The sequence below is a fragment of the Acetobacterium sp. genome (genome assembly GCF_030652775.1).
GTDB lineage: Bacteria > Bacillota > Clostridia > Eubacteriales > Eubacteriaceae > Acetobacterium.
The window spans coordinates 37,579-48,788 of sequence record NZ_JAUSPS010000086.1 but is presented as its reverse complement, the minus strand read 5'-3'; the positions used below and the strand labels follow the sequence as shown (position 1 = coordinate 48,788).

The 11,210-nt window shown below is 43.3% G+C and carries 10 protein-coding genes and 2 pseudogenes; 1 reads left to right on the top strand and 11 read right to left on the bottom strand.

Annotated elements, in window-relative coordinates; translation table 11 throughout:
• The 8 genes and pseudogenes from Q7J41_RS15675 to Q7J41_RS15640 form a co-directional block, all read right to left on the bottom strand.
• The coding region (locus tag Q7J41_RS15675) for an NYN domain-containing protein (RefSeq protein WP_304889375.1) at positions 1-342 on the bottom strand (342 nt) is incomplete at its 3' end.
• 251 nt (positions 343-593) lie between these two features.
• Positions 594-869, bottom strand: a pseudogene (locus Q7J41_RS15670) (hypothetical protein); the annotation flags it as partial.
• A gap of 126 nt (positions 870-995) precedes the next feature.
• Positions 996-1,481, bottom strand: a complete 486-nt coding sequence (locus Q7J41_RS15665; RefSeq protein ID WP_304889373.1) for an N-acetyltransferase — start codon at positions 1,479-1,481, stop codon at positions 996-998.
• The gene (locus Q7J41_RS15660; RefSeq protein WP_304889372.1) at positions 1,478-1,663 is read right to left on the bottom strand and encodes a hypothetical protein; all 186 of its coding nucleotides are present in this window, start codon (positions 1,661-1,663) and stop codon (positions 1,478-1,480) included. The genes Q7J41_RS15665 and Q7J41_RS15660 overlap by 4 nt, the downstream gene beginning before the upstream one ends.
• Before the next feature lie 150 nt (positions 1,664-1,813).
• A pseudogene (locus tag Q7J41_RS15655) lies at positions 1,814-2,008 on the bottom strand (N-6 DNA methylase); the annotation flags it as partial.
• On the bottom strand, positions 2,004-2,150 hold the full coding sequence (locus Q7J41_RS15650; protein WP_304889371.1) for a hypothetical protein: 147 nt from the start codon (positions 2,148-2,150) through the stop codon (positions 2,004-2,006). The gene Q7J41_RS15650 and the pseudogene Q7J41_RS15655, both read right to left, overlap by 5 nt.
• Positions 2,151-2,338: 188 nt before the next feature.
• Positions 2,339-2,701 carry a VOC family protein gene (locus Q7J41_RS15645; RefSeq protein ID WP_304889370.1) on the bottom strand — a complete coding sequence of 121 codons (363 nt, stop codon included), beginning with the start codon at positions 2,699-2,701 and terminating at the stop codon, positions 2,339-2,341.
• A 225-nt stretch (positions 2,702-2,926) separates the two neighbouring features.
• Entirely contained in the window at positions 2,927-4,942 is a 2,016-nt protein-coding gene (locus Q7J41_RS15640; protein WP_304889369.1) for a M13-type metalloendopeptidase, read from the bottom strand.
• Between the two features lie 843 nt (positions 4,943-5,785).
• Between Q7J41_RS15640 and Q7J41_RS15635 the strand changes: the two genes are divergently transcribed.
• Positions 5,786-8,308 carry an HD domain-containing phosphohydrolase gene (locus tag Q7J41_RS15635; RefSeq protein ID WP_304889368.1) on the top strand — a complete coding sequence of 841 codons (2,523 nt, stop codon included), beginning with the start codon at positions 5,786-5,788 and terminating at the stop codon, positions 8,306-8,308.
• A 341-nt stretch (positions 8,309-8,649) separates the two neighbouring features.
• Here the strand turns inward: Q7J41_RS15635 and Q7J41_RS15630 are convergent, their stop codons facing one another.
• The 3 genes from Q7J41_RS15630 to Q7J41_RS15620 are packed head-to-tail and all read right to left on the bottom strand — an operon-like array spanning position 8,650 to position 11,197.
• On the bottom strand, positions 8,650-10,629 hold the full coding sequence (locus Q7J41_RS15630) for a S8 family serine peptidase (RefSeq protein WP_304889367.1): 1,980 nt from the start codon (positions 10,627-10,629) through the stop codon (positions 8,650-8,652).
• Positions 10,629-10,871 carry a hypothetical protein gene (locus Q7J41_RS15625; RefSeq protein ID WP_304889366.1) on the bottom strand — a complete coding sequence of 81 codons (243 nt, stop codon included), beginning with the start codon at positions 10,869-10,871 and terminating at the stop codon, positions 10,629-10,631. Before Q7J41_RS15625 ends, Q7J41_RS15630 begins: the two co-directional genes overlap by 1 nt.
• A 29-nt stretch (positions 10,872-10,900) precedes the next feature.
• On the bottom strand, positions 10,901-11,197 hold the full coding sequence (locus Q7J41_RS15620) for a hypothetical protein (RefSeq protein WP_304889365.1): 297 nt from the start codon (positions 11,195-11,197) through the stop codon (positions 10,901-10,903).
• Positions 11,198-11,210 lie beyond the last annotated feature (13 nt).

Here is an 11,210-nt window from a genome sequence, read left to right as displayed (position 1 = left end):
CGCTTGTGATTCTCTTAATCGCATGGCCAATTTGGTAAAATCACTGTCACTGGTGACAATGCAAAACACATCGATATTATGCGAGTACAGCATGTCCATGGCATCAATCACCATAGCCATGTCGGTCGCATTTTTTCCCTTAGTATAATCAAATTGTTGAATCGGCTGAATTGAGTATTCCAGTAAAATATCTTCATTCCAGCCATAGGTTTTTTTCCAGTTACCATAAATCCGTCGGATTGACACCGTTCCAAAAGCATTTAATTCTTCAAAGATGCTTTTTACATATTTGGCACTAACATTGTCGACATCAATCAATAAAGCAATATTGTTCTCGTTCACACTATTCCCGGTTTCTAACCCATCACAAATCGCACAGCATGCAAGATGTTCAGGATCTTCACTTAACCGGAAGGTCAAGCGATAGCGTCACAGGATCGTAATCCGGGTTAAACGGATGTTGCCAACCCCAATATGTATTTCCTGTTGGCTAATAGAAACCAGGATTATTCACATCCTTTCCTTGTTTAAGTAATAATTTATGAATCAACGATTATTGTTTTCACTCATTCGAGTGATGGAACTGATCCTGTTTATTTTTGCAGCTGCTTTCTTTTCTTTTGAATCTTAGTATGTGTCGGGATTTGGTCATCCGGTACTTTAAGGCTATGGATGCTCTTTAATATGCAACCTGCTTCCCGGCCTAATGCATATTGCACATCCTTTTTTAGCTTAGGCAGGGCAAATTCCAGGTCTTCACCTTCAATCCAGGTTAACAAAATATAAACATTCTGATCTCTATTGCATACCCCGAAACTGATCGGTTCTGACATTTTGAATCCCAGTCCCGAACATTTACGCATCATCTCAAATTCTTTTTTTTTAGCTCATAGTGATCACGATCAGAAAGCCGTAGTTTACCGTGAACCGGATTATAAAATGATTGCTGGTAAATTTATTTAAGACAGGTTGGCCAGGCACCAAAGCCCAGCATACTATTTTATCTGTTCCAGTAGTGTTTTTCTGGGATAAAAACCAAAACGCTCATAAAAGCTGAAGGCTTTCTCATTGCCCACTGCCACCGACACAGTTTTAGAGTGCGCCCCCATCTCATCCATCCAGGTAATGGCATTGCTTAGCAGCTTTTCACCGAGGCCCATCCCCCGATATTTTTCCAGCACATATAAGGATTCCATTTCAGCATCACCGGAAAATTCGACCCGGGAAATACAGTACCCGACATTTTTGACCGTTTCTGGATCAACTGCAATCTCAATTCGCAACTGCCCATTTTTGGCCTTTAGGAGTAGATTTTTTTTACGCATTTCAAAAGTAAACGTTTCATAATGAGCTTTAAAATTCACGGCGGCTTGATGGTGATGTTGATTTAACGCTTCCCAAAGCTCCTGAATTTCATCCAGCAGCGTTTCATCCCCGCTATGATAGGTAATGGCTGTCATCTGATTTTTTGCGCATTTCATCGGGTTTTTCTCCTTGTACAGAGAAAAAAGTGAGCATAATCACCCTGCTCGACAATTTTCAAAAAAGCACCCATATTGCCCTTTATTGCCAGGGTATCTTTAACACCGGTTTGATATTCGTATTGTTCAAACGCCGCCCGCATTTTAAGCGGCACAATCCCATGCCAGGTTCGTGAAAACATTGATAACTCCTTTTAAACTATAAATACTTCAAATCAAAGCCCAGACAACATAAATGCTCATCAAAACATTAAGTGTGCCTGGCTACCAGCTGCTAACAAGAATCCGACAGCTGGTTTCTTCGCCAAGATGGGTCAGTAGCCCGTTGCAGTAGTGCTGCGCTCACCGCCTTTTTTGATACCAAAGGGTAGGTTGGTCAGTACTACATCAAATTTTTTCATCGCCTTATCGGCGTTGAACAGGGTGTCCGTTTGCAGAATCTCGCCTTCAATATCGTGGAGAATGGCGTTCATTAGAGCCAGCCGATGGGTGTCATGAACCAGCTCGCAGCCGCTGAAGGCTTCATATTTTCGAAAATCCTGCTTGCCCTGGGGCCCACAGCTTGATCAGGCAGGAATTACCATCCGTATACAGATAGTCTTCGGCCAGACTGCCCATCCCGGCCAGCGCCGGAAAGTGATCGGTTAAAAAAGCATATTTTGACTTCATCTGACCTTTACCTCAATGCCTGTGTAATCGGTTCGAATGGATTTATTGTATCATTTAATGGCATAGAGGGAAAGATTATATCGATATTTGGCAAAAAAATACACTCACAGGATTAAGGCCTGTGAGCTGTAAAAAGCGAACCGGGAGGCTGATCACTAATTTTGTTGACATTCTTTCTTTTCTGCCTGCTAGACATGCTCCAAAAACTGAACCTTCAACCCATTGGGATCGGTAATAAATAAAAACTTAATCGATGGTGTCGGTTGAAACGGGCCACTGTGCAGAGCAATGCCTTTGGCTTTTAAAGCTGCCATGGTCTCGTCCAGCGAGTCAACTTCAAACCCCAGAGAAATACTGGTTCCGATTCCAAACTCCTGGATGGTCCGATTGCAAACCAGTTCCAGCTTGGTGTCGCCATCCCCTAAAAAAGCCAATTCAATATCTGGTCCGGCTGGCCGGCGGCTGTCAACTGTCAAACCAACAACATCGGTATAAAACCGGATTGATTCATCCATATCCTTAACGGTGACCGTTACCCATGCTAATTTCATAATTTTCTCCTTTGCGACTAAAATCTTAGTTTGTTCATTTTATATTTGGCATTGTAGCATTAAATCTGGTTTTTCAAAAGCGCTGTTTTGCTTTTGGTTTAAGCCAATAATAAAGCAACGCAGATTTCTGCACGTTCGACAGGAAATCTGCGTTGCTGATCATTTGACTTTACGCAATTGGCAATACAGCAAGTTTTTATGCCAAAAGGAGTGCCGAATAAAAGGTTATTGTGCCGCATTCGTCTGCCAGATTGCCACCCGATCTTCCGGTGCAACATACATTTTATCGCCTGCTTTAATCCCATAGATTTCATAAAAGGTATCGATTGAACTGAGCACGGCATTAACCCGAACCAGCGCTGGGGCATGAACATCGGTTATCAGATAACTCTTTTCCAGATCCGGGGTCGACACTTTGGCCCAGATTGTGGCCCAGTTGGTATAAACATCTTCCAGCGATTGGCCCTGTTTTTCGGCCACTGCCGTGACCGCCGTCAAGGCCCCCAAATCAGCAATGTTCTCTGACAGGGTCAGGGTCCCATCAACCGAATCGCCGGTCGAAATAGTGTAGTTCCCATAATAATCGATGATTTTCTGTGACAAAGCGTCATATTTCTGGTATTCGGCATCCGTCCACCAGATATTATAATTGCCCTTTTCATCGTATAACGAGCCGTTTTTATCAAAGGCATGACTGATTTCATGGGCAATAACCGCACCGATCCCGCCCAGGTTTTTGCCATTACTTTGATCTGCATCAAAATAGGGGGCCTGCAAGATGGCCGCCGGAAAGACGATCTCATTATTGGCCGGATTGTAATAGGCATTGACAGTCTGAGGGGGCATATACCATTGCTCCCGGTTAACACCCTTTTTATATTCATCGTAGTCAAATTGTCGGGCTGCCTTCTGAAGTTCAATCGCATTGTCCAGATAATTACCACCTTCTGCCAGCGGCGTCACCTTGAGATAATCGCCGATGGTACTCCACTGATCGGGATAACCAATTTTTAGATCCATGGTGTCCAGCTTCAGGATGGCTTTCTGTTTGGTCTCCGGGCTCATCCAATCCTGGGCGTTGATGATTTTTTTGTATTCTTCAATAATTGTTGCCACCATAGTTTTAACATCCTGCTTGGCTTTTTCATCAAAGTATTTTGCCACGTAGATCTTTCCGAATTCCCATTCCAAAAACGTTGACACCTCATCAAAGGCCAGCCGCACATCACTTTTTTTCTCGGTTGAGCCATCCAGTTTCATGGCCATCTCGAGTTTAAGATCCCGATAATCAACTGGAGCATAGTCGGCCAGATCATTTAAGACCACAAATTTTGTATACTCTTTCAGCACCGACAGGTTTTCTTCGGTAAACAGTGCATTGATCTGTTTGGCCGCAGCCACTTCCATCACGATGTAGTGATCCTCCCGGGAAAGCCCCTGCGCTTCCAGATACTTCGGCATGTTGATATTGGCGTATAGCGCCAGCAATTCATCATAGCTGTAGGCATTATAGTAGCTATCCGGGTTATAAAACGCTTCTGGCGGCAAGGCCTGTGCGGCCACTTCACTGGCAAAGGCATAAACTGCTTCAGCATTTGCCCCGGCGGCCCCTTTTTCCTCGCCGCTGAGAATCAGCATCTCCCGGATGTACACCTTATAGGCGTCACAATATTCCTGCATTGAATCATTTTCAATGTATTCTTTGCCGATCAAGTCATCCATCGACTCAAAGGCAATCATCATCGTATCCGAATTCATATCATCCTGATAATAACCATAACGAATCAGGCTGGTCTCACCGATGCCCGATAAGGCGATCAGTCCATCCAGATACTCATCCAGATTCCGGGCTGATTCAATCTGCTCAAGATAGGGTGTCACCGCAGTCAGGCCCTGAGCGTTGCGATTGTCGAGATCAGTGGCGCAGGCGTACAAATCGCTTATTTTCTGCTCACTGCTGCCCTTGGGATAGGTTTCCCCACTATTAGACAATTCGCTGACAATCTCCTGGAGTTGGACTGATGTTTGCTCGTCCAATTCATAGAAGTAGGTCCATTCACCTTCGGTTGCCGGGATCGTCTTATCCTGAAGCAAGTCATAATTAATGGCGCCATAATAGTCCTCGGACACACTCAGTTTAACCGTTTTTCCGGTCGTTGAACTCGCACAGCCGGTTAAGCTGATCATCAATAAAAAAACCATGATCAGGGCTATTTTTTTTCTCCCCTTATTTTTTTTCATTTCATCTCCTCTGTTCTCTTAGTGTGTCTCCCGTTAGATTTGTGGCTGAATATAATTTTGGTTAAAATACTAACCTCACCCTGAATGCGATTTTAGTAACATCTCATCGTTCACATTGTTTTTATTCAACAATCACCTAGGTTTTTTAAATTTCACAAGCCCACTTGCTTCTACTTAAGACCGGACAAACAAAAACGTCCCCATGGCAGACTATTGAACCAGACAGCCAGTGTGCTCGTTCCTCTTTTTAAATATATTTTATTATATCTCACGCTTAATGGAAATTGTAGTTAAAAATTCAATTAAACTGAAAAAGATCTTTTCTGATCCCATTGTTCCACCCACGCGATCTCACATTGAGCACAGTAGCGTTTAGTTCGCCCCTTCAAAGCAGCCATTTACCTCATCAAGCCGCTAATAGGAAAGTGACTGGCAAGAGTGGTTTTGCGCATATAAAACCCACTGTTAAGAGGTAATTGGCATTACGCATCTTTTTTACAATCCCTCCTATGATGGCATTGCTTAACCAAAGTTCGCTGAACCCCAATTCACGATGTTTTTCTGAAACATCGAGCGATTGCATCTCAGCATCTCCCTAAAACTCGATCCGAGAAATACAATATTTATCTGTTCAGACGGATTGTTTTGGTTTATCATAGTGGTATGATCCTCTTGTCTGTTTTTCGTTATTTTATATGTTCATTATGCTTAGATGTTGGGCGCATTTTTCGATTAACTTTTTTTGAGAAATTTCATTTTTTTGTTTAATGTCTCAGCTGAATTTTGAAGCTGGGTTAAAATTGCGTTATATTGAAAGACATATACTTTTAAGGAGCGTGTTTTATGAAACAGACACCAACATTTCAACGCCTCAAACAAAGAATCAATCCCAAAACAGTATTTCGATTTTGCCTTATCAGTCTCATTATTTTTAGTCTGTTTTTTATTCGATATACCTGGATAATAAGTCTTCAGGAAACAGAAGATGAGGCCATGTTAACCGTCGAAACGGCTGCTGCCGGTTTTCAGTTGATCCCGCTCGATCAGCTTGAAGTGATACCGGATGATATCAACAAACCTGAATATCAGCAAATTAAAGAAAGTTTAAAAAGTCTTACTGCGCTGAACACCAACTTTAGATTTGCTTATATTTATACGCTGAAAAATAACCATCTCTATTTTATTGCGGATTCAGAACCCGAAAATTCCAGCGACTATTCTCCACCCGGCCAAGAATATACCGAAGCTACTGAAACTTTCTTTCAGATCTTCGATGAAGGGAATACCTTAATAACCGAACCAACTACCGATCGATGGGGTACCTGGACCAGTGTTCTTGTCCCCTTAAAAGATAACGAAACCGGCCAAGTTATTGCAACTTTTGGGATGGACTATCCTTCAGCAGACTGGTACAATATGGCGATCTACAACAGCTTGCTGGCATTTATTTTCATGCTGTGTCTATTTCTGATTCTATTCTCGTTTTATATCGTTTTTCTGAAAAACATCGCTTTGAACGAGGAAAAAAGCAAACTGTTGGTGGTGAGCAAAAAACAACAGGAAAGTGAGCTGCTTTTTCGAACTATTTTTGAACAGGCACCGGTCGGTATCTCAATTGTTAATACCGATATGACCATCGCCATGATGAATTCTACTTTTTTACGCATTATTGACAGAAAAAAAGAGGATCTGGATACATTGAATTGGACGATAATTACCCACCCCGATGATTTAAAAAAAGACCTTGATTACTTTGAAAAATTCAACAACGGTGTAATTGATGGCTATTCTATTGAAAAACGTTATATAAAACCAGATGGGGCAATGTGCACTGTGAAAATGACCATTGCACCATTAAAAATCGACCATGAGAGTAAATATCATCATCTGTGTATTATTGATGATATCAGCGAACACAAAAAAACTGAAAATGCACTGATCGAAAGCGAACGGAGTAAAGCTGTATTTATCAGCAATTTGCCGGGAATCGCCTATCGATGCGATTATGATATCGATTGGACCATGAAGTTTGTGTCAGATGGCTGTTACAAACTAACCGGCTACCAGCCCGAAGCCCTTGTGGACAACAAAGCGATTGCCTTTAATGAACTCATTCTGCCCAAATACCAGAAAACCGTGTGGGATCAGTGGTCACACAGCGTCAATACACATGAAATATTTAGAGGAGAATATGAAATTTCCACTGCGACCGGGGAAATAAAATGGGTGTACGAGCAGGGCCAGTGCCTTTATGATGAAAGCGGACAGGTTCAGGCTCTTGAGGGCCTGATCATCGACATTACCGATCGTAAAAACAAGGAAGAAGAAATTCAATATGCAAACGAACACGATTATTTAACCGGTTTATATAACCGCAAGTATTTTGAAAATAGTTTGATCACAATTAATACCGAAGCACAACTCCCCCTTTCCTACATCATCGGCGATATTAATGGCGTCAAACTGATTAATGATGCTTTTGGACTGACGGAAGGTGATAAACTCATTATCCGAACTGGAATGATTATCGAAAGCTGCTGCCGGGAAAACGACATTTTAGCAAGAACTGGCGGCGATGAATTCTGCATTCTTTTGCCGAACACCGATAACACCACCGCTGAAGATATCGTTATGCGCATCAGCAAAGCCTGTGAAGCCTCCAACCGTAATCCGAACCCTGAGATCCCTTATATCAGTTTATCCTTAGGCTTTGGTACAAAAGCACTCGAAAGCATCAATTTTTTTGACATCGTCAAAGAAGCCGAAGCGGATATGTATAAACAAAAGCTGCTGGAACGAAAAAGCGCCCATAGTTCGATCGTCGCATCGATTAAAGCAACGATGTTTGAAAAAAGTAAAGAAACCGAAGAACACGGACAGCGCATGATCCAATTTTCCAAGGCAATTGGCTTAGCGCTTCATCTTTCCCAGAGAGATCTTAACAAATTGGAATTATTTGCGATGCTCCATGATCTCGGGAAAATAGGGATTGACGATCGGATATTAAGCAAATCCGGAAAATTAACCGAAGATGAATGGATCATTATGAAGAAACATCCCGAAATTGGATATCGAATTGCCATGTCAGCCCCGGAACTTGCCCCCATTGCCGAATTGATCCTCTCTCATCATGAACGCTGGGATGGAAAAGGTTACCCTAACGGTCTACGGGAAAGTGAAATCCTCTTAGGTGCAAGGATTATTGCCATCACAGACGCCTATGACGCAATGACCAGTGACCGACCTTATCGAAAAGCAATGCCTACACAAGCCGCCATTGAACAACTGAAACAGAATTCTGGCACTCAATTTGACCCCCAAATTATTGAAATATTTGTGAATACCGTCTTGCCGACGTTCGAATGATCATTCCAATGCAAACTCGATGGACGAATCAAATTCCCCTTTTTAGTAGCTAGTCTCAATACGATACGGGGAATTTAACCGTCTTGTACCCACTTGCTTCTAACTTAATTCAATCGGAAACATTAACGATCGGATTACCCTGAAAATGTTGGAACAGGCGGAGGCTGAACCGGCTTGGTAAGGATCTCCGCCTCGCCCATTTTTTATTGAGACTAGCGTTTGGTATAATCAGGCTGCTCCCGGTGTCGATAAATTCTTTAGAATAACTACTTTTTTCAGCACATGCATTTTACCCGAACCCATTGAGCAGCTTTAATCAATTATAAACGAACGCAAAATCATTATTTCTTAACATAAGGGCTCGCCACGTTCCCCGGTGCATCACTTCCTTTTAACACGGCTTGAATCCGTATCCCTTCCATCCGATAACCATAACCTTCGGTACCGGCCGGCTCGCCATTCTTGGCCCAATCCAACCAACCGATATTCTGGATATGAACCTGATAGTAAATATCAAAAAGATCAGTATCCGCCCCGGTTAACTCAATTTTAATGGCTTCCAAGTGCAGCGATTCACCGACGGTGCCGCTTAATGCGCCATTCTCCACGAAATCCTGCCAGCCGTTATTCTCCACCTGAGTTTTATAGCGAACGCCAATATCGTAGTCGCTGGCATTGGCATGGAGTTCAATCGCTTCTAAGCGCAGAGATTCACCCGCAGTGCCACTAACTTCACCATTTGTCATGATCGGCAGCCAGCCGATATTCTGAACCTGCGTGCGATAGGTCATTATGATCGGGGCTTCGATGACATAATTAATAATATCTGCTTGTGCCACCTCATGATCGGCATCTTTGACCTCTACCATAAATCGGTAAATCCCGGGGACTTTAGGAATAAAAGTGACCGTATCGGCCTTACTGAAATCCTGAATCATCGTGGATTCACCATTTAAATCATAAGAAAAGGCGTAGCTGTATGCCCCTGTTCCACCGCTGGCGACGGCATTTAAAACAATGGGTGTATTAATTGGTTGACCCGTTAATACATTGGTACTAAAATCAGCGACGGTCAAGCGTTCTTTCGGGGTGACCTGAGCCAACGCTTGATCAAGTTGAATCAGACCATCGCCATAGTAATTGTCACGGCCTGTTTCACCCAGATCAATAGCCGTATCTTTTAAAATCGCCTCGACCTCAGCCGGTGTAATCGTCACATCTGCGGCCACTAAAACAGCACAGGCGCCCGCTACTAACGGACTCGCCGCCGATGTCCCGGAACCGGAGATATACTCATCAGCACCCCAAAGGGTCAGGGCATCAACCCCGGGCGCACAAAAATCAACCATCTCATTATGCTGGGAAAAATCAGCAATCACATTATCCTGATCGATTGCGCCAACTGATAAGACATTGTCATAGGCAGAAGGAATTTCAATATTTCCACCCGTAACCGGGTCGTTGCCATCATTACCGGCAGCCGCCACTAAAATTTTTCCCTTACTGGCCGCATAAGCAACGGCGTTTTCAAGAACTGGTGACACCTCATCTCCGGCAAAACTCATATTGATGACCCGTACCTCTGGTCGATTCGCTGCTGCATAAAGTGCGGCACAGGCATAACCGAGGTCGACGTTGTAATCATCTTCTGTTTTCCCACCAACCCGATAAGGGGCGATTATAATATCTGCGATTCCAGTCACTCCGGCAATCCCAATCTCATTATTAGCAACTGCCGCAATATAACCACTCATCGCCGTCCCATGGCCAATCACATCGACTGTCTCCGTTTGTCCGGTGACGAAATCATAACCAGTGGTTGTCTTGCCAACGATATCCGGGTGGTTGATATTAAGACCAGAATCGATGACCGCCACGACGATGGTTTCTTTATTATTAACCTGATCCCAGGTCTGATCAGCCCCGATGCCTTCAAATTGCCATGCTTGGGATAGAAATTCATCGTTTGGCAGGGTTGTTAATTTGAGGTACGTATTTTTTTGGGCGACCAACACATTAGGATTCTCTAACAGTTCTGAAACCAGTGTATCGACTTGATTGGAATCTTTGACCTTTAAAATATCAACCTGATCACCTAGTTTTTCTCCGGCTTCGATCTGATTCGTGGTCAGCCCCAGATCTTTAATCGTGCCTTGATTTTGATAAATCACAACAATTTCGTCATCAATATTAGCATCACGATCCAAAGTATCAACTTGATTATAACTCTGGATGCCTTGATTGGCGGTGACCGCCGCTATTGGCAAAACGGAAAGGATTAACACCACGATGAGACAAATAATACGCTTCTTAAATTTCATTACCTACCTTCTTTCTTATCATGTTCCCTTCCTATCTCACTTTTTCCGACACGCTGGTAAGCCAGCCGTTCGGCCCCATCCTTGAGATAAATCAGGCCACAATAGGTGAAACCATTTTTATTGAGAACATGTTGCATGATACGGTTGTTCCGATGGGTATCAACCCGAATATTCTGACAGATTTTTTCACACCAGTCGAAAATCGCCTCGGTCAGTCCGGCTATATTGCCGGCACTGGCCACCCGATGAATGGCAACGTAAGGTTCATCATTTAACCACTGGCCATCAGAATCGCATCTGCATCATACTCCAGATTTTCCTCAAAGGGAACTAACCGAACCACGGGTTTGCGCTGCGGCCCATTAAAAAAGGCGAAATCATAAAGATGATAATCATCCCAACCAAAGACGTTCTGGGTTACTCGGTGTAACTGGTCGAATTTAAGAGCAGCTGGGACAATCAGCCGGCAAATGGCTGTATAAATTTCCAGATCAAGGCTGATTTTTAATTCAAAGGTCTGATATTTGTAAGGATTAATCCCTGTCTGCGCCGTTAGCGCAGCATTCATCGCCTGTATATGG

Bases quoted from the DNA above. Each gene is read 5' to 3' on its own strand.
- Q7J41_RS15640 (WP_304889369.1), bottom strand. From the start codon at position 4,942: ATGAAAAAAAATAAGGGGAGAAAAAAAATAGCCCTGATCATGGTTTTT.
- Q7J41_RS15620 (WP_304889365.1), bottom strand. From the start codon at position 11,197: ATGAATGCTGCGCTAACGGCGCAGACAGGGATTAATCCTTACAAATAT.
- Q7J41_RS15660 (WP_304889372.1), bottom strand. From the start codon at position 1,663: ATGTTTTCACGAACCTGGCATGGGATTGTGCCGCTTAAAATGCGGGCG.
- Q7J41_RS15630 (WP_304889367.1), bottom strand. From the start codon at position 10,629: ATGAAATTTAAGAAGCGTATTATTTGTCTCATCGTGGTGTTAATCCTT.
- Q7J41_RS15645 (WP_304889370.1), bottom strand. From the start codon at position 2,701: ATGAAATTAGCATGGGTAACGGTCACCGTTAAGGATATGGATGAATCA.
- Q7J41_RS15635 (WP_304889368.1), top strand. From the start codon at position 5,786: ATGAAACAGACACCAACATTTCAACGCCTCAAACAAAGAATCAATCCC.
- Q7J41_RS15665 (WP_304889373.1), bottom strand. From the start codon at position 1,481: ATGAAATGCGCAAAAAATCAGATGACAGCCATTACCTATCATAGCGGG.
- Q7J41_RS15650 (WP_304889371.1), bottom strand. From the start codon at position 2,150: ATGAAGTCAAAATATGCTTTTTTAACCGATCACTTTCCGGCGCTGGCC.